The organism is Barnesiella sp. An22 (assembly GCF_963931395.1).
GTDB classification, from domain to species: domain Bacteria; phylum Bacteroidota; class Bacteroidia; order Bacteroidales; family Barnesiellaceae; genus Barnesiella; species Barnesiella merdigallinarum.
Genome location: NZ_OZ007014.1, coordinates 309,783 through 328,723, shown reverse-complemented (window position 1 = coordinate 328,723; position 18,941 = coordinate 309,783). Strand labels below are relative to the sequence as shown.

Annotated in this window: 14 protein-coding genes; 9 read left to right on the top strand and 5 right to left on the bottom strand. The window is 50.9% G+C overall.

Annotated features, from left to right (window positions below):
• The first annotated feature begins 283 nt into the window (after positions 1–283).
• Entirely contained in the window at positions 284–1,873 is a 1,590-nt protein-coding gene (locus ABGT88_RS01345) for a DUF6377 domain-containing protein (protein WP_346699987.1), read from the top strand.
• 57 nt (positions 1,874–1,930) lie between these two features.
• Here the strand turns inward: ABGT88_RS01345 and ABGT88_RS01340 are convergent, their stop codons facing one another.
• Genes ABGT88_RS01340 through ABGT88_RS01320 form a run of 5 tightly spaced genes read right to left on the bottom strand, consistent with a single transcriptional unit; the run spans position 1,931 to position 6,671 of the window.
• Entirely contained in the window at positions 1,931–2,680 is a 750-nt protein-coding gene (locus ABGT88_RS01340; protein WP_346699985.1) for a glycosyltransferase family 2 protein, read from the bottom strand.
• The gene (locus ABGT88_RS01335; RefSeq protein WP_346699983.1) at positions 2,677–3,360 is read right to left on the bottom strand and encodes a CatB-related O-acetyltransferase; all 684 of its coding nucleotides are present in this window, start codon (positions 3,358–3,360) and stop codon (positions 2,677–2,679) included. The genes ABGT88_RS01340 and ABGT88_RS01335 overlap by 4 nt, the downstream gene beginning before the upstream one ends.
• Positions 3,361–3,364: 4 nt before the next feature.
• Positions 3,365–4,279: a glycosyltransferase family 2 protein gene (locus tag ABGT88_RS01330; RefSeq protein ID WP_258327826.1), complete on the bottom strand. Its 915-nt coding sequence runs from the start codon at positions 4,277–4,279 to the stop codon at positions 3,365–3,367.
• Positions 4,270–5,220, bottom strand: coding sequence for a glycosyltransferase family 2 protein (locus tag ABGT88_RS01325; RefSeq protein WP_087407785.1), 951 nt, complete (start codon positions 5,218–5,220; stop codon positions 4,270–4,272). The genes ABGT88_RS01330 and ABGT88_RS01325 overlap by 10 nt, the downstream gene beginning before the upstream one ends.
• Positions 5,217–6,671 (bottom strand): lipopolysaccharide biosynthesis protein, encoded by a 1,455-nt coding sequence (locus ABGT88_RS01320; protein ID WP_300133243.1) that lies wholly within the window; start codon positions 6,669–6,671, stop codon positions 5,217–5,219. The genes ABGT88_RS01325 and ABGT88_RS01320 overlap by 4 nt, the downstream gene beginning before the upstream one ends.
• Positions 6,672–7,057: 386 nt before the next feature.
• On the opposite strand from ABGT88_RS01320, the gene ABGT88_RS01315 reads away from it, so the two are divergent.
• The 8 genes from ABGT88_RS01315 (at position 7,058) to ABGT88_RS01280 (ending at position 18,939) form a co-directional block, all read left to right on the top strand.
• Positions 7,058–8,005 carry a type IX secretion system membrane protein PorP/SprF gene (locus ABGT88_RS01315; RefSeq protein WP_087407788.1) on the top strand — a complete coding sequence of 316 codons (948 nt, stop codon included), beginning with the start codon at positions 7,058–7,060 and terminating at the stop codon, positions 8,003–8,005.
• 9 nt (positions 8,006–8,014) lie between these two features.
• The gene (locus ABGT88_RS01310; protein WP_087407789.1) at positions 8,015–9,430 is read left to right on the top strand and encodes an SUMF1/EgtB/PvdO family nonheme iron enzyme; all 1,416 of its coding nucleotides are present in this window, start codon (positions 8,015–8,017) and stop codon (positions 9,428–9,430) included.
• A gap of 34 nt (positions 9,431–9,464) precedes the next feature.
• A complete protein-coding gene (gene gldL, locus ABGT88_RS01305; RefSeq protein ID WP_258327827.1) occupies positions 9,465–10,502 on the top strand; it encodes a gliding motility protein GldL in 1,038 nt (345 codons plus the stop codon).
• A gap of 4 nt (positions 10,503–10,506) precedes the next feature.
• Entirely contained in the window at positions 10,507–12,081 is a 1,575-nt protein-coding gene (gene gldM / locus ABGT88_RS01300) for a gliding motility protein GldM (RefSeq protein ID WP_346699979.1), read from the top strand.
• 10 nt (positions 12,082–12,091) lie between these two features.
• A complete protein-coding gene (gene gldN, locus ABGT88_RS01295; protein WP_300133247.1) occupies positions 12,092–13,198 on the top strand; it encodes a gliding motility protein GldN in 1,107 nt (368 codons plus the stop codon).
• A gap of 196 nt (positions 13,199–13,394) precedes the next feature.
• Positions 13,395–13,964 (top strand): RNA polymerase sigma factor, encoded by a 570-nt coding sequence (locus ABGT88_RS01290; protein ID WP_258327829.1) that lies wholly within the window; start codon positions 13,395–13,397, stop codon positions 13,962–13,964.
• Positions 13,965–14,067: 103 nt separating this feature from the next.
• Positions 14,068–15,252, top strand: a complete 1,185-nt coding sequence (locus tag ABGT88_RS01285; RefSeq protein WP_258327830.1) for a FecR family protein — start codon at positions 14,068–14,070, stop codon at positions 15,250–15,252.
• A 162-nt stretch (positions 15,253–15,414) separates the two neighbouring features.
• Positions 15,415–18,939, top strand: coding sequence for a TonB-dependent receptor (locus ABGT88_RS01280; RefSeq protein WP_346699975.1), 3,525 nt, complete (start codon positions 15,415–15,417; stop codon positions 18,937–18,939).
• Positions 18,940–18,941 lie beyond the last annotated feature (2 nt).

The following is an 18,941-nucleotide window of genomic DNA, read 5'->3' as shown; positions in this document are numbered from 1 at the left end:
AATATTTTTATAAATGATGCAACGGTTCATACACCTGTAATACAATTGATTAGATTTTTCCATAAATCAGAAAATATAAACCGATTCAACACCGATTCCAACACTTTTCGGCCATCTCATCCCTAATAAAGGGGAATGTCGACACAAAATTCCCGATGCACTCCCCCACCTAACGACCACTCGCTCTCCGAACTTCAGGGCAAAACAAGAATTATCCCTCTCACTTTTTTATTTTTTAATGGAAAATTTATTATATATTTGTATTAAGGATTAAAAACTGTTTATGCGTAAAGTCGTATTTGCTCTATGGATGCTTATTCTTTGCCCATCGATTGGTGCAGAGGGTACAGAGACACAACAGATACTGGAACGATTGGATGCCGTGATTGCACAGAAGGAGAGCTACCGGTCTCGCAAGGAGGCCAAAATCGGAGAGTTGAAACAAAAGTTACGCCAAGCCTCATCGGCATCGGAGAAGTACAGGTTCTGCAACTCGCTTTTCTATGAATACCTTCACTATCAAGCCGATTCGGCTACCCGCTACCTCAATCTGAAGGAGGAGATAAACCCAGACCCCATATTCCCCGACAGCAAGGCCGAACACACGATATGCCGGGCCGAGGTGATGAGCGTCATGGGCATGTACAACGATGCCTTGCTCGAATTGGAGACCATAAATCCCGGTCGCCTGGGCGAGGAGACCCGCCTCAAATACTACTATGCCTGCCGCTCGTGCTATGGCTGGCTGGCCGACAACATCGTAGACCCGCAGGTGAAGCAGAAGTATCTGGAGAAGACCGACCTCTATCGCGACTCCATCGCCCAATTTCCCCTGAACGAGACCGACCGCACCATCCTGATGGCCGAGCGGCTGACTCTGAACGGCAACCCCGACGAGGCTATCCCGATGCTCGACAAGCAACTGGCCACGGTCCGCGACATGCAGTACCTGTCGTATCTCAACTACACCATGTACGATGCCTATCGGGCCAAGGGCGACGTGGAGAAACAGATCTACTACCTGGCACAGACCGCCATTTGCGACCTGGAGCGGGTGGTACGTGAGTATGCCTCGCTGCAGAAACTGGCCTGGCTGATGTATGAACAGGGCGACATAGACCGGGCCTACTGCTACCTGAACTGCTCGATGGAGGATGCCGTGAGCTGCAACGCCCGCCTGCGGTTCCTGGAGGTGACCGAGTTCTACCCCATCATCGACCGGGCCTATCGCGAGAAAGACGAGCATGAGCAGTCGGTCGTGCGCGGCATGTTGATGGGCATAAGCGTATTGTCGCTGCTGCTGATTGTGGCGGTCTTCTACCTGTACCACTGGATGAAGAAGCTCTCGGCCATGCGGAAGAGCCTGTACGAGGCCAACTGCGAACTGAAAAACTCGAACGCCACGCTGGCACAAATCGGCAAAATCAAAGAGGTGTACATAGCCCGCTATCTGGACCGCTGCGTGGGCTACCTCGAGAAACTGGAGCAATACCGCCGTTCGCTGGAGAAGCTGGCCATGACCTCCAAAATCGACGAACTCTTCAAGACCATACGCTCCGACCAGTTCCTGCGCAGCGAGCGCGAGGCCTTCTACCGCGAGTTCGACAAGTCGTTTCTCGACCTCTTCCCCAACTTCATCGAAGACTTCAACAAACTGCTGGTCGAGGAGGGGCGCATCTATCCCAAACCGGGCGAACTGCTCAACACCGAGTTGCGCATCTTTGCCCTCATCCGTCTGGGGGTAACCGATGCCAACCGCATCGCCCACTTCCTGAGCTACTCGCTGGCCACGGTATACAACTACCGCAGCAAGATACGCAACAAGGCGGCCGGCGACAAGGAGCGATTCGAACAGGAGGTGATGAATCTGTAACCGCATGGAGCGGTCGGGAGCGGTGTGGCCGGTGCCTGTTCCATAAGCTGTATATTACTATTCACGGCCGGTCAATCGGGCTGCGGCAAAACGCACGGCAAACCACAGGTGACGCACGAAGGTGGGCAGCGTGCCGTAGTAACGACACATAATCGCATATCGCTCACGCAGCGAGGCCTTGCGGTTGGCGGTGGTAACCCCCTCGTTGAGGTAGTCGACGAGGGTCTCGTGCGTGTTGGTAATCGTGCGGGCCGCCAGCATGCAGCGGATACACCAGTCGTAATCGGCCGAATAGCGATATTGCAAATCATACTCGGGAGCTATCGCCCGCCGCACCACGAAAGCCTGGTGGCACACCAGCATACCCATGCGGAAACTCTTCACCGTCAACACCTCGGGGGCCTGCAACCGACGCATGGCCACGAAACGGCGCCGGGCATCGACGAGAGCCGTCTCGCCATAGACGATGTCGGGGTCGGTTTTTTCGATGGAACGGGCTATTTTCTGCAACGTATCGGGGGCATGCAGGGCATCGCCGGCATTCAGAAAGATGAGGTATCGGCCCTTAGCCCGGCGCAGTCCCTTGTTCATGGCGTCGTAAAGCCCCCGGTCGGGTTCGCTCGTCACCGAGGTGACGGCCCACGAGGCCCGGGCCAGGGCTACCGTGCCGTCGGTCGAGGCTCCGTCGACCACCAGATACTCATAATCGGTAAAGGTTTGGCACTCGACACTCTGCAACGTGGCGGGCAATGTAGCCTCCGCATGGAAGGTAATCGTGATAATCGAGAAAAGCGGACTCTCCATCATAACTTGTTTTTCATGAATAACTCTATATCGGCAAAGCTGTCGGCCTGCTGGCGAAGCTGGTCGAAGGGGCGTTCCCACCAGCGCGAGGCGAGCAGATAGGCAATCTGCCGGTCGTCGAACCGCTTGCGTATCTCACGGGCAGGTACCCCGCCTACAATCGTATAGGGCGGCACATCGTTCACCACCACGGCTCCCGTGGCAATGACGGCACCCGTGCCGATGCGTATACCCGACATGAGCGTCACGTTGTTGCCCATCCACACGTCGGCCCCCACCTCGATGCTGATGCCCCGCTCGGGGTCGCAGTAGCGGCTCTCCTCGAACCGTTGCTCCCGCACAAACGAGAATCCCGGCTGGCCGTGGGGCGAGAAGAAGGCGGGGTGGGTAGAGACAAAGGTATGGGTGGGGTGCTGCCCGTTGACAATGCGCACGTTGCGCCCGATGGAGCAGAAGGGCCCCACCTCGGCATCGGTGAAGTTGCTGCCGCGGCAAATGTAGGTACCCCGGCCTATGCGGGCCCCGGCCAGCAGCACGTTGTCCTGTATGGTGTTGTAGCCCTCGAGGCGGGTACGGCCGTTGATATAGGCCTTGTACGATACACGCGAATGGTGGGCCAAGCGGTAGTAAAACTGCATGAAAAACATGACGATGCGGCTGGCCAGGCGGGTTAAGTCTCTCATCGGTTCATCTCCTCTTTTTAAATAATCGAATCCACAGGTTGCCGATAAATACCAGCAGTTTGTGCCGGTAGGAATAGTTGTAACGATAGGTACGCGAATAGACCTTGCGGGCAAGCTGGCACTCCTTGATTGGTGAAATGGGCACCACCTCGATGGGATTGGGGTCGAGGGTCTGCGTGCAGAGCTGCATGGTGTTGCAGTGGGTGCCGCTGCCGTCGAAACCCACGTTGTCGACCAACGACCGCTCGGTGCCCAGCATGAGTTTGTCACGCAGGAAGAGAGAGGCATACCACCGCACGAACCACGAGTTGTTGCGCCCGGCAATCTGGTCGCGCAACATCTGGGTGAAGTGAAAGCCGCCGTCGAGGTCGAACTGCCAGCAGAGCCCGCGCGACTCGATTTCGTGCAACAGCTTGGCCCCGTCGGGCTCGAAGTATTGCCAGGCCCGACGCCAGGTACCCCACCCCCAACTGTTGCACCACTTGATAAGGAAGGTTTCGGGCAAACGACCCTTGTGGTCGAGCATGTGGCAAGTCACATGGCACACCTGCTCCTCCTCTTTATAGGTCTCAAGGGCATCGTTCATAAAGCGCAGGAACCAGGGCGACACCACCAGGTCATCTTCCAGCACAATCACCCGGTCGTACTGCTTCAGCACAGTCGTGACTCCGTCGATGACATTGGCGGCCAACCCCCTATTTTCGGGACGCTCCACCACCGTCACCCGGCGGAATTTCCAGGGCCGGGACACCACCCGGCGCACGGCTGCCACGGCCTCCTCGCTGCCCGGTTTGGCCCCGTCGGCAAAGATATAGAGCTCGCTCTCGGCAGCCAGCTTGTTCTGCTCCAGATGCTCCAGGCAGATACGGGTGTGCTCGGGCCGGTTGTAGACAAACAATATGACAGGAGCTAATTCCATATCGGTCGTATTTTCGAATGAATAGATTCCAGGAATACCGGGAGACCTCGCTTGCAGCTCTCCCTCACGGCGGTAATGTAGCTGTACTGCCACAATAGTCGACCGCTTGCCGCAACATAGAAAAGGACCTCGCTCCAGCGCCCTCGCAAGAGAGCCCGCAAGGCCGGTTTCCACGGAGCCAGGATACCTCCCCACAGACGGCTGAAAAGAGAGCCGTTTACATCGGCAACCACTGTGAGGTAATAGATGCGGTCAAGGCGCATCTGCATGGCACGAGGCGTGGGCCGATCCTGCCGGTCGTGATACCCTTTTGTCTGCGGAGCATACCCCACCCGATAGCCGTAGTAACGGACTCGGTGGATATAGTCGACATCCTCGCCATAATGGAAGAAGAGGGGCGAGAAGCCACCCACTTTCCGCAATACCGTTACGGGTATAAACCAAAATGCCGCATTGATGAACGTCACCTCGACGAGAGCCGATTTTTTCGATGAAATGGGTAATTTACCTCCTATATATCGGGCAAATGAACTGTCGAGACGACTGCCCTGTCCGTTGAAATGAACCGGCGAAATCACGCCATACTCGGGATTCTGCTGCGACAACTCCACCCATGAACCTATGGTGTCGGGCTCAATCCAGGCATCCTGATTGAGCAGAAATACATAGTCGTAATTTTCGTCAATAGCTATCTTCATGCCCAAGTTGTTGGCCTGTCCGAAGCCCAAGTTTCTTTGACTCCTCAACAGACGAACCCATCGATATTTCTCAGCGAGAATCTCTACCGTGCGGTCGGTCGAAGCATTGTCGACCACCACTACATCGGTCGGATAGTGCGACTGCTCGAGGCTACCCAGACAACGCTCTATCCACGGCTCGAAGTTGTACGAGACGATAATCGTGAGCACCCGGGGGCACTGAGCTCCATTCTGTAACGTCACGCCTCACCTCCTTTCTGCAAGCGGGCTTTCAACATCGACATGCTCTCTTGCCACATCTCCAGCTTCAGCAGATAGGCTCCGCCCAGGTAGGCGACAGCGTAGACCAACGGCACAATGCACAACCTCCACACGTCGCCCGGCAACAACAGGTAGACTCCAGCCGAAACGATGGCCGAACCTAATGCCAGCAGGAAATAAGGAGATATATCCTTGAGGTATCCGCCAAAGCCATAGCCGATGAACCTGCGGGCAAAAAATATGCCCGTGACCAGCGACAGCAACGAATACGAGACCCACCACACGATAAGGCTCATAATACCCGACGAATAGAACAGGGCGATACCCAGAAAGAGATAAGACTTCTTGCCAATCTCGATAAAGAGATTGAGTCGCGAATAGCCCAAGCTATTGAACAAATCGTAAAAGAGAATGATAAAGGGCGAGCAGATACCCGAGAGGCACAACAATCGGAAGTAGGGCACCGAAGGGAGCCACTGAGCCTTGAGCACCAGGAGGATAAACGGGTAGGATACCACAATCATGAGCAGCATGATGGGGAAAATGAAGAAGGCGATGGCCTTCACATTCTTCCGGCAGATGCGGTTGAGCCGCGGCAGGTCGTCCTGCACGGTCGAGAATACCGGAAAGGCTACCGAGCGGAATATGTTGCTGATGAGCGACGAGGCTATATCCTGATATTTGTCGGCCTGGGTATAATAGCCCGTCTGTGTCATGCCGTAGAACTTACCGATGATGATGGGATAGATTTTGTTGAACACGTTGTTGATGATACCCGAGACCACCAGGTTGGAACTGTAGCCGAAAAACTCGCGCAACGACTCCATGCGGAAGACCCACTGCGGCCGCCAGTCGTTAAAGAGCCAGAAAAAGAGGGCCCGCAGTGCAGCCAACCCCAGCGTCTGGGTAACCAGAGCCCATACTCCCATGCCGCAGTAGGCCATCACTACCGCCGCAATCGAGGCCAGCCCCAGTGCCCACAGGTTGACCCGCGCATTCACCGAGAGCTTGAAGTGCTTGAAAAGCAGCGTCTGCTGAATGAGCGAGAGCGCATTCATGGGGATAACCAGAAAGAGCACCCGGCAGATGGCTGTAAGGTCGGGCTCGTTGAAGAAGTCGGCAATCCATGGAGCTGCCGCGTAGAGCAACCCGTAGAGCAGGCAACTGATGGCGATATTGAGATAGAACACCGTGCTGTAATCGGCCTGCGTCGCCTCCTTCTTGCGGATAAGTGCCGAAGAGAAACCGCTATCGATCAAGATGCCCGAGAGCGCGATAAAGATGGTAAGCACCCCCACCTTTCCGTAGTCGGTAGGCGAAAGCTGCCGCGCCAAGATGATACCGGCCACCAGATAGAACAGCTGTTGTCCCAACTTGTCGGCCGAACTCCACACGAGCGCCTTTGTCGTCTTTTTCTTCAAATTCTCTTCCATATACCCAATGGCAGTCGATAACCTTCTGCCCTACAAAGATAATGAAAGGTGAGAGCAGAGGCAAAAAGAAAGCCAAGTTTTCATTTTTGGCTATGCCGAACCGCATCTTGTCTTCTGCAAAGATGAGAAAGTCGAAAGTAGAAAAACAAGCCGGCTCCAGATTTTTATCAGCCAAGTCCGTCACGAGCTCCACAGACAACCGACGACAACGCCCCGAGAGCGATTGTAAGCACATTTTTCGAGACGAAAAAGCACGCATATACTTTCACTTTTCGTAATTTCGCGCCCGAAATCGGTTGTGTCAAACAATTTTAAAGGCTGTTTTCAGTTATTATAAATACCGGGATTTTGACGAACGCCACCGAAAAGCGTCCGGGAAAGAGAGTATGAAGATTGCGAAAATCGTTGTCGTTGCCTTGTGCTGTCTGGTCTTTGCCCCTGCAAAGGCCCAGATCGACACGCAGTTCAGCCAATACTGGGCGCTCCCCGGCTATTACAACCCGGCAGCCGCCGGCAGCACCGACAAACTGAACATACTCACCTCGACCCGGCAACAGTGGATAGGCATGCCGGGAGCACCGCAGACCTACTTCGTCACCGGCGACATGCCCTTCAAGTTTCTGAAACAGAACCACGGCGTGGGTCTGGTCGTCACCTCCGAGACCGAGGGTCTCTACTCCCACCTGATTGTAGGGGCGCAATACGCCTTCAAACTGAAGTTGTGGACGGGCGTCCTCAGCCTGGGCGTGCAGTTGGGCATGCTCGACGAACGGTTCGACGGAACCCAGGTGAGCATCCCCACGAGCGACTATCACCAGGCGACCGACGACGGAATACCCACCACCGAGCTGCAAGGCATGACCTTCGACATGTCGTTCGGCGTGTGGTACTCGCACCCCTGGTTCTATGCCGGCTTGTCGGTGTCGCACCTCAACGAGCCCCATCTCACTTTTGAGGACAAATACGAAACCTATATCGGCCGATCCTATTATTTTATCGCCGGAAGCAATATTCCCATTAAAAACACGTTATATGAAGTGCAGCCTTCCATGATGGTGAAAAGCAACCTCAACGTGACACAATACGAATTATCGTGCCGCTTGAAATACAACAAGTTGTTTTGGGGTGGCCTCTCCTACCGCTGGAAAGATGCCTACATATTCATGATAGGTGCCGAATATAAGAACTTCATCGCGGGATATGCCTACGACTACCCGGCATCGGCTATCGTCAAAGCCAGCAGCGGGAGCCACGAGGTCTTTCTCGGATACCGTTTGAAACTCGACCTGTCGGACAAGAACAAGAACAAACATAAAAGCATACGCATAATGTAGCTGTAGCCTATGAAAAAGATAATCGTGTATATCACACTCGCCATTCTCCTCGCATCGTGCTCCCCCTCGTCGCGCCACAGCGGTGAAGTGACAGGAGTCGGAGGTACGGCATGGAATGAGCCCACCCCCTACGGCATGGTACTCATCTCCCGCGGTTCGTATAAGATGGGACCCGCCGAGAAGGACACGGTTTGGGGCACCCAGCAGGAACCCCGATCGGTCTCGATCGACGCCTTCTGGATGGACGAGACCGAAATCACCAACTCGAAATACAAACAGTTTGTATTCTGGGTGCGCGACTCCATCATCCGCGAGCGTCTGGCCGACCCTGCCTACGGCGGTAACGAGGTCTTCAAAATCGAAGAGGACCGCGAAGGAAACCCCATCAAGCCCCGCCTCAACTGGGACAAGGCTATCCCCTGGCGCAACCCCACCGAAGACGAGGCCCGCGCCATCGAGAGCGTCTACCGCATCAACCCCATTACGGGTCAGAAACAGCTCGACGCCTCGCAAATGAACTATCGGTACGAGGTGTATGACTATACCGAGGCTTCGAAGCGGAAAAACCGCCTCGACCCCGCCTTGCGCGACCTCAACACCGACCACACCCCCAACTACGACGAAGTGGTGATGATTTCGAAAGACACCGCCTATATCGACGACGACGGCCGCATCATCCGCGAGACCATCACCCGTCCCCTGGGCAGCGAGTTCGATTTCCTCAACACCTATATCATCAACATCTACCCCGACACCACGGTATGGGTCAACGACTTTGAGAATGCCTACAACGAACCCTACGTGCGGCTCTACTTCTCGCACGCCGGCTACAACGACTATCCCGTGGTGGGTGTGTCGTGGGAACAGGCCAACGCCTTCTGCGCCTGGCGCACCGCCCTGCTCAAGGGCTCGCTCGGCCGCAACTCCGTCGTGATAGAGCCCTACCGCCTCCCCACCGAGGCCGAGTGGGAATATGCCGCCCGTGCCGGAAAGAACGAGAACAAATACCCCTGGGCCGGCAACCTGCCGATGGCCGAAAAGGGGTGCTTCTATGCCAACTTCAAACCCGACGACGGTAACTACGTGAAGGACGGCAACCTCATCACCTCGCCCGTAGGCTCCTACTCGCCCAACGAGTTCGGCCTCTACGACATGGCCGGTAACGTATCGGAATGGACCTCGACGGCCTACACCGAGGCCATCTCGCAAAACACCAGCGACCTCAACCCCGAATACAAGTACAACGCCGCCAAAGAGGACCCCTACCGCATGAAGCGCAAGGTGGTACGGGGCGGTTCGTGGAAAGATGTGTCGAACTTTATCCGTTCCGACATACGCATGTGGGAATACCAGAACGAGCAACGCTCCTACATCGGCTTCCGCTGCGTACGCTCCCAGATCGGGTTCGCCAAAGTACGTAGATAATTCAACCCCACCTATATAAAACAGTTCAGGAATCATGGGAAAATACAAAAGATATAAAAACCGCATTGAAAAGTTCCTTTCGAGCGACAAGGGACAACGCTTTTTCAATTTTGCATACAGTTTAGGCGCCGCCGTCGTTATCTGGGGTGCCCTGTTCAAGATTCTGCACCTCCCCGGCGGCAGCTTGCTGCTGTCGATCGGTATGGGTACCGAGGTGCTCATGTTCATCCTCTCGGCCTTCGATACCCCGCCCAAGACCTATCACTGGGAAGAGGTATTCCCCGTGCTGAACAGCAAGAACCCCGAAGACCGTCCCGATTTCTCGGGCGGTGGTGGCGGAACCGTCATCATCGGCGGTAACGGCAAAGGCGGCAATGGTGGTAACGGCGGTAACGGCGGTGGATATGCCGGAGGCGGCCAACCCGAAGTATCGGCCGCAGACGCCCGTCGGGCCGTAGGTATCCCCGAAGGTCTCAACCTGAGCGAAGCCGATACCCAAAGCCTCACCGACAGCATCCAGAAGATGTCGGCCGCAGCCGACCAGCTCTCGCGCATGGCCGAACTCACCGACGCTACCCAGCAATACCTTACCCAACTCTCGGGTATCGCCGAGCAGATGGACCGGTTGCGCCAGACCACCGAGAGCCTCACGGCCGTATCGAACACGCTGTTGCAGTCGTACCGCAACATCACCGAGAACTCCGAGGGCATCTCGGACACCTCGCAAGGCTACGTCACCGGCATGGAGACCCTCAACCGCAACATCAACGGCTTGAACACCATCTACGAGATACAGCTGAAGAGCATCAGTTCGCAAATCGACAACATCGACCGCGTGAACACCGGCCTGCGCAACATACGCGACATGTACGAACGCTCGGCATCGGACAGTACCCGCTACTGCCAGGAGGCCGAAAAGATGACCCAATACATACAACAACTCAACTCGGTCTACGAGAAGATGATCACCGCCATGACCATCAACATGTACCGGCCCATGGGAGGCGCACCTGCGCCCGCACCCACCCCCGACCCGACCGAGAAACCCAAAGACGACCCCGAACAAAAGTAACGACATGGCATCGAATAACAACAGACTTTCACCCCGGCAGAAGATGATAAACCTCATGTATATCGTCCTCACTGCCATGCTGGCCCTCAACGTGTCGTCCGATGTGCTCAACGGATTCAAGCAGGTTGAAGACGGATTGGAAAGATCTACCTCGAATGCTTCGCTCCAAAACGACGCCCTCTACCAGAAACTGGCTGCCTTCAACAGCCAGAACCCCGAAAAGGGCGGCCAGTGGTACAAGAAATCGCTGGATGTCAAACGACAAACCTCAGAGCTGTACAACTACATCGACTCGCTCAAGACCCTCATCGTCAAGAAAGCCGACGGTAAAGACGGCGACGTGAACAATATCGAACGCCAGGACGACCTCGAGGCCGCCTCATACATCATGCTCTCGCCCGCCCAACGGCAAGGTGCGAAACTGAGAAAAAAGATCGACGACTACCGTACCCTCATCAGCGGCTTCATGACCGACTCGGTGAAACGGGCCACCATCGAAAACTACCTCTCGACCTCGATTCACTCGGGCAACAGACGGGTGGTGAACAACCCCTCTCTGTGGGAGACGACCATGTTTGAAAACATGCCCGTCATCGCCGCCGTCACCATCCTCACCAAAATACAGAGCGACGTGCGCTACGCCGAGAGCGAGGCCCTGCACACCCTCATCAACAACATCGACGAGGGCGACGTGCGCGTGAACCAGCTCAACGCCTTTGTCATCCCCAACTCCAAACACATCATGCGGGGCGGCAAATACAGCGCCAACATCGTGCTGGCCGCCATCGATACCACCCAGCGGCCGGCCATCTACATCAACGGCAAACGCCTGCCCGACGAGAACCGCGGCCTCTACGAGACCTATTGCGGCAGCACCGGCATATTCGACTTCAAGGGATACCTCGAGGTACCGCGGGGCGACGGCTCCATGACGCGCCACGAGTTCTCCTCGTCCTACACCGTAGTAGAACCCAGCGCCACCATCTCGGCCACCTTGATGAACGTACTCTACGCCGGTATCGGCAACCCCATCAGCATATCGGTTCCCGGTATCCCCAACCACGCCATCCAGGCCACCATGACCAACGGAACCCTCACCCGGCAGGGCGACAACTGGATTGCCAAACCCTCCAAGGTGGGACAAAACGCCGTCATCACCGTAACGGCCACCATGGACGGCCGTTCGCAGACGGTAGCCAACACCCAGTTCCGCGTGCGGCAACTGCCCGACCCCATGCCCTACATCGCCTACAAGGACGAGAACGGCTATGAACAGAAATACAAAGGCGGGAAGCCCTTCCCCAAGACCCGGCTGCTCGCAGCCCCCGGCATACAGGCGGCCATCGACGACGACCTGCTGAACGTGTCGTACCGCGTGTTGCGATTCGAAACGGTCTTCTTCGACTCCATGGGTAATGCCATTCCCGAAGTCTCCGACGGAGCCAACTTCTCGCAACGGCAGAAAGACTCCTTCCGCCGGCTCTCGCGAGGCAAGCGGTTCTATATCTCGAGAGTTCGGGCCGTGGGTCCCGACGGCATAGAGCGCGACCTCTCGCCTATCGAAGTAATTGTAAACTAAGGCTAATAATATGACATACAATTCGATAAACATGAATATCCTGATAAAAAGCTGCCTCACCCTCGGCCTGCTGCTCTCGGTGGTGGGTGGTCAAGCGCAAGTAATCAAGAAAAGCGACTCCAACGACAGCAAAAAGCCCGACACCCAGTTGAGCGTGCGGGCCCAGTCGCTCTACGACACCCAGGATGCCTCGGACGCCGACATCCCCTGGATGCGGGTCATCTATCGGCAAATCGACCTCACCAAAGAGAAGAATCTGCCGCTCTACTACCCCGAAGAGTCGACCGCCGATCAGGAGAACCTCTTCCGAATCATCATGAAGCTGCTGGCCAACAACCAGATAGCTGCCTACGAATACCTCGACGGGCGCGAAATCTTCACCGACGAATACCGCATCAAGGTGCGCGAGATGTTCGACCGCTTCCACATACTCTATGCCGAGGCCAAGGGCTACTCCGAGAAGAACCCCCGGTTCACCCTCGAAGAGAGCGACATCCCCGCCAACGAGGTACTCTCGTACTACATTCTGGAGAAGTGGAAATTCGACCGCCGCACCTCGCAGCTGAAACCCTCGATCGAGGCCCTCTGCCCCGTGCTGCACCGCACCGGCGACTTCGGCGGCGAGCCGGTGAAATACCCCATGTTCTGGGTCAAGTACAACGACATCCGCCCCTACATTGCCCGTCAGTATATCCTGGCCAGCAACGAGAACAACATCGCGCAGTATAACTACGACGACTACTTCCAGATGCGCATGTACGACGGCGAAATCTACAAGACCCAGAACCTCCGCAACCAGTCGCTCATGCAAATGTACCCCAACGACTCGACGCTCAAACAGGCTCAAGACAGCATCGAGACCCAGCTGAAGAACTTCAACAAAAACCTGTGGGTACCTACCCCCGAGGAGCTGGCCAAAGCCCGCGAGGCTCAAGAGGCCAAAGAGGCCAAAGCCAACGGCGAAGAGGTAACCGCCAAGGAGGAGAAAGAAGAGAAAAGTACCTCGCGCTCCTCCCGAGCCAAGAAACAGAAAGAGGCCAAAGCCAAAAAGCAAAAGCAACCCAAGCAGCAAAAGACCTCATCGGCTCCTGTCCGCTCGGTACGACGAACCCGATAAAAACCGACCTCCATACACCACAAAAGTCGCCTCTCACCCGGGGCGACTTTTTTTTGTATATATCAGAGAATAGATATATTAACCATAAAAATTGGAATATAATTTTGGTAAACTTAAATATATTTGTAAATTTCCGCCGTATTTCGACAGGATTCATTCACACTGAGCTCTTTTGACCAAAATCTAATTTGCCATAATGTTAACCAAAGAAAAACATATTCAACAACTCTATCTACAATTCTTATGTGGAGATGACGACGCATTTTCTCCCTTATACAATGCTCTGTTTGATGATTTAATGCACTATGGTTGGCGCTTGAGTCGAAACCAAGAAGTCGTTGAAGATGCTATTCAAGACCTGTTTCTGAAACTTTACCAGAAGAGTTTTACCCTCAACGACACCTCCCGACTTAAACCTTTTCTATTTAGGGCTCTGAAAAACACAATTTACAATCAACTGATACGTAACGCTAGAAGTACCGAACTCAATATCGAAAATCTGGAGTTTACACTTTCTTATACCATAGAAGAAAAACTATTTTCTCAAGATAAATATGCTCTAACCGATGAAGTAAAGAACATAATGGACTCTTTGACCGAAAGGCAAAAAGAGATTATTTACCTGCGATTCATCCATGATATGACAATCGATGAAATAGCTCAAATCATGGACATAAACACTCAATCGGCTCGGAATCTTATTTCTCGCAGTCTGCAAAAATTACGGGAAAGCTCTACCAAAGTATCCATTATTATCCTAATATAACTTGAATCCTCCACAAAAAATTAGCATCCCTGTGAGTATAAAATAGCCCCTTGCTTTGTCTTCTATATGAAAGGACCTCTCTAAAGCGAGAAAACATAAAAAGATGAACAAGGACCATACATTTACAGATATAGAGAAATTCATTCTCGACGATGAACTTTTTCTGTGGGCAAAGTATGGTCCTCAAAAATCCGATTTTGATTTAGAAGCTTACAAGAAAAAATATCCGGGAGAAGAGAGAAAAATAGATTTGGCTATTTCCATGATACGTAGTATCTCAATAACTCCCGATAAGAACATTTTCATAAATTCTTACAAAAACGATCTACTCAACAATATCTACAAACGAGCCGGGAAAAAGCGCAAAAGATCTCGTAGTTTCAAGAAATGGGGAATTGCAGCCAGTATAGCAATAGGGCTCATACTCTCTACAAGTGTTTGGTTCTTATCAAAAGAGTACTTTGTACAAACTCCCGATGCTTGCCTAGCCCTTCTCTCCGATTCGGTAGAAATGGGAAATAACATTCAAATTATCATTGACGACAATCAATCTATCAATGTCGACAAAACAATGGCAAGTATATCAATTGAAAAAGGTGGAGTAATCATGGTCGATGATGTACAAGTTGCCAACATAAATGCAAAATCCAAAACGACTAACAGCCAAATAATAGTACCCTACGGAAAACGCTCACACATGACGCTACCCGATGGCTCGGCCTTATGGATCAATTCGGGTTCTAGAGTTATATATAAATCCGATTTCGAAGAGAATCGGCACTTATATGTCGATGGTGAAATCTACCTCGATGTGCGAAGAGACGTAAATCACCCGTTCATCGTAAAAACCAATCGCATCGAAGTAAAAGTTTTAGGTACGAAGTTTAATGTTTCGGACTATCATATCGATACACAATCGTCAGTTACCCTTGTAAAAGGGAGTGTAGAAGTTACAACCGGCGAAAGCCGTACCAAACTCTCACCCAATCAGAGACTAGCTTATGAATGCGGACAAACAAATGTAAGGAATGTCGATGTAACACCTTACATCTGTTGGAAAGACGATATCATCAACTTCAATGATATGAAGTTACACGACATACTCAAATCACTCTCGCGCTATTACAATATACCTATCGAAGGTATTACCTCGCTAAATAACGATACCTGCTATGGAAATATGGATTTGAACCTTTCGATTGACGACGTATTGGAAGCAATTGCTTATACAGTGCCTCTCGCCTATCGACGAGAAGGAGAAAAAATAATAGTATATCCCAAGCCCTAATATCCGACACTAATATAAACACAACAATCTACTAATGCCTATGAACAACGAATAATACAGCAAAAACACATAAAAAGCCGGATAATATGGGCTAGATACTATCCGGTTAACAATTAGTAAAAAAACCGTTTTGTTATTCACTAATTTTAATTATCCAAAGATATGAAATTAAATTTGCGGTTAAAAACGACCGGCAATCAGTTAACACTTATTTTAAAGAAAACATTATTATTTTGCTTTTTTATAAGTTTACCTTTCCTCTCCGTTGCCAATGAATCTAAAAAGGGGGTAACATTAAACCTATCGAATGTCTCGTTAGTTACATTTTTTCATGCCCTTGAAAAAGAAAGTGGATATATCTTCTTTTTCAACAAAAGTATCATCGACCCCAATGTCCGCATCAATGTCAAAGTCACGAATGAACCTGTCGCAAAAGTTCTGGATAAGATATTACCCCAACAAAATCTCACCTATACTATAAAAGGGAGACAAATCATTGTAGCTAAAAAGAGCCGAACGACAGCTCAAAGTACCCCTATAGAAACAGAGCCGAACAGATACATTGTTTCAGGTCGTATTGTCGATGAAAACAGCGACCCTCTACCTGGGGTCAATATCTTTATAGCCAATGGGAAAGAGCGTACCATCTCCGATATCGATGGAAATTTCCATCTTGAAATAGATTCGGACAAAGAAGCCGAATTAACCATCTCTTATGTAGGGTTTGAAACTCAATCACAAAAGGTCTCCCCGTCAAACAACTCTATACACATTACTTTAAAAGAAATATCTTCGTCTCTAAATGAGGTTGTAGTAGTAGGATATGGCACACAAAAAAAGCTGAATCTAACAGGAGCTGTCGCTTCTGTATCTGGTGATATTCTAAATGATCGCCCTATTGCAAATGTAGCCCAAGGTCTGCAAGGTGTAATTCCTAATCTCAATATTACATTCAATAGTGGACAACCCAACCAAGCTGCCAGTTACAACATCCGAGGAAATACCTCTCTGAATGGTGGTAGTGCTCTCATTTTAGTCGATGGGGTCGAAATATCCGATTTGTCCCTTATCAATCCTCAGGACATCGATAACATTTCGGTACTCAAAGATGCCTCTACGGCCGCCGTATATGGGCCAAGAGGTGCTTTTGGTGTAATACTTATTACAACCAAAAGAGGTGACAACAATAAGAAAATACGAATCAACTACAACAACAATTTCTCTTGGAATACCCCGGCCCGACTACCCGATATGCCTCGCGCCGATATTTGGTGCCGAGCCGTCAATCAAATGATGGACTATGAGACTCCGGGAGACTATTACTTCAGCGACCGTTTCTTAGAATTACTCGATGCCCATATCGCCGATCCTGCTAACAATCCCGGCGTAATGGTTGATACCGAAGGGATTCAAGACCCTCGTAATACACCCTCCAACCCAGGTTGGCTATATGTGTCGAATACCGACTGGATGAAAGAATTTTACCGTCAAGCCGCCTTTATGCAACAACACAATGTAAGTTTGTCGGGTGGGAACGAACGGAACAACTACTACGCATCTCTCGGATATAAAGATCAAACCGGAATCTTCCGCTATGGAAACGACTCGTACTCTCGTTTAAATGCGACATTCAACTACAATACAGCCATAACCAAATGGCTCGATTTTGGCGTAAATTTCAAATACAACGACATGAGAAGTGACGAACCCTATAAAGAAGGGAGTTCATCCGAAACTTGGTATTACGAAGTTTATCGCATGTTTCCTACTGTTCCTATATTCCTCCCGAATGGTGATTATGCCGGCATAACCATTAGAAAAGGTGTCAACAGTGTTATTGGCACTATGGCCGAATCGGGAAGGAAAACCAATAAGACTCAAGACTTTTGGTATGGCGCCCAATTTACTTTAAAGCCTATTAAAGGACTCTCTATAAAGGGAGATTTCACTCAAAACCAATACTACAATACTCAAAAGGCTCACAAAAAAACCATTTACCAAACCATGCCCGACCGTGAAGGAGGTGCCATACAAGAAGAAAATATCACCCCTAATGGCGTTACCAATAACCAAGAACACGAAATATATTCCGTATTCAATATCTGGGCTGAGTATCAAAAATCGTTTGCCCAAAATCATAACTTTCAAATAATGGTAGGATACAATCAAGAGAAAAAAAGCTATGAGACCAATCAAGTTATAGTCTCCGATCTCTTCGACAACGAACTACCTATTGCCGGTATGGCCGAAACATTCAAATCGACAACCGAAACCAAAAAAAGTTGGGCTGTACAAGGTCTCTTTTTTCGGGCAAACTACGATTATCAATCGCGTTATCTGCTCGAACTGAATGGCCGCTATGATGGCTCTTCCAAATATGCTGTTGGTCATAAATGGGGATTCTTTCCTTCGGCCTCAATTGGATGGAGAATCTCTGAAGAAAAATTCATGGAAGCAGCAGATTGGTTGGACAACCTTAAAATAAGGGCTTCAATCGGGTCTTTAGGCAACCAGGTAACCGATGGCTACTACCAACACTACAGCTACTTAAGTTCCTCATTACAAAATTACGTAATAAACGGATCTATCATTACAGGGCTCAATCAACCCACACTAGCAAGCACCAACATCACATGGGAAAAAGTAATTTCTAAAAATATAGGTCTCGATTGGAATTTGCTGAATAATCGATTGAGTGGTTCTTTCGACTTCTATATACGCGATGTCAACGGTATGGTACGATCCAAAACATACCCTGCCGTATTAGGCGCCAGTGGTGGAAAAGAGAATATCGCCGATATGCGTACAACGGGTTGGGAACTAGAGATAAGTTGGAGAGACCATATCAATGACCTGCTTGGAAGCCCATTCGGATATTATGTATCGGTAGGCCTTTCCGACTATCAAGCAGAGATTACCAAATATGATAATCCTACGGGATCTATCGCAGGCGGCATGTACTACAAAGGTCAAAAGTTAGGCGAAATATGGGGCTATGTCACCGAAGGATTCATCACAAACGAAGTAGAAGCATCTGAAATGGACTATGTCCAGAAATTCATCTACTCAAATTGGAAGCCTGGAGATATTCGCTACAAAGACCTTAACGGCGACGGGGTAATAGACAGAGGGAGTGTAACTCTCTCTGACCCCGGCGACGTAAAAATTATCGGGAATACCACCCCTCGATACCACTTCAATCTACAGGGAGGATTCAGTTGGTACAATTTCGACGTAAGAGTCATGTTCGAGGGAATAGGGAAACGAGACTTATGGACCAACAGTGACCTGTTTTGGGGATTTTCACGGGGTATATACAATTCAAACATCACCCAATACCATATCGATAATACGTGGAGTTACGAAAATACCAGTGCCTACTATCCACGTCCGTCCTCTCTCAATCATAGCAAACAGGTACAGACCAAATATCTTCAGAATGCTGCATACATCCGGTTAAAAGATGTAACAATAAGCTATACTCTTCCAAAGAAATGGTTCTCCAAATTACGCTTAGAGCAGGTCAAGATATATGCCAGCGGACTCAATTTATGGGAAAAAACGAGTCTTCCTCCATTCATGACGCCCGATATTGTAGATAATATGGTCAACAATACCGGTGTCAACTCTGGAAAAGAATATGCTTTTATGAGAAGCTATTCCTGTGGTATTAACATCACTTTCTAATG

Coding starts and splice junctions, on each gene's coding strand:
- ABGT88_RS01345 (WP_346699987.1), top strand. CDS start 284: ATGCGTAAAGTCGTATTTGCTCTATGGATGCTTATTCTTTGCCCATCG.
- ABGT88_RS01340 (WP_346699985.1), bottom strand. CDS start 2,680: ATGATGGAGAGTCCGCTTTTCTCGATTATCACGATTACCTTCCATGCG.
- ABGT88_RS01335 (WP_346699983.1), bottom strand. CDS start 3,360: ATGAGAGACTTAACCCGCCTGGCCAGCCGCATCGTCATGTTTTTCATG.
- ABGT88_RS01330 (WP_258327826.1), bottom strand. CDS start 4,279: ATGGAATTAGCTCCTGTCATATTGTTTGTCTACAACCGGCCCGAGCAC.
- ABGT88_RS01320 (WP_300133243.1), bottom strand. CDS start 6,671: ATGGAAGAGAATTTGAAGAAAAAGACGACAAAGGCGCTCGTGTGGAGT.
- ABGT88_RS01315 (WP_087407788.1), top strand. CDS start 7,058: ATGAAGATTGCGAAAATCGTTGTCGTTGCCTTGTGCTGTCTGGTCTTT.
- ABGT88_RS01310 (WP_087407789.1), top strand. CDS start 8,015: ATGAAAAAGATAATCGTGTATATCACACTCGCCATTCTCCTCGCATCG.
- gldL (WP_258327827.1), top strand. CDS start 9,465: ATGGGAAAATACAAAAGATATAAAAACCGCATTGAAAAGTTCCTTTCG.
- gldM (WP_346699979.1), top strand. CDS start 10,507: ATGGCATCGAATAACAACAGACTTTCACCCCGGCAGAAGATGATAAAC.
- gldN (WP_300133247.1), top strand. CDS start 12,092: ATGACATACAATTCGATAAACATGAATATCCTGATAAAAAGCTGCCTC.
- ABGT88_RS01290 (WP_258327829.1), top strand. CDS start 13,395: ATGTTAACCAAAGAAAAACATATTCAACAACTCTATCTACAATTCTTA.
- ABGT88_RS01285 (WP_258327830.1), top strand. CDS start 14,068: ATGAACAAGGACCATACATTTACAGATATAGAGAAATTCATTCTCGAC.
- ABGT88_RS01280 (WP_346699975.1), top strand. CDS start 15,415: ATGAAATTAAATTTGCGGTTAAAAACGACCGGCAATCAGTTAACACTT.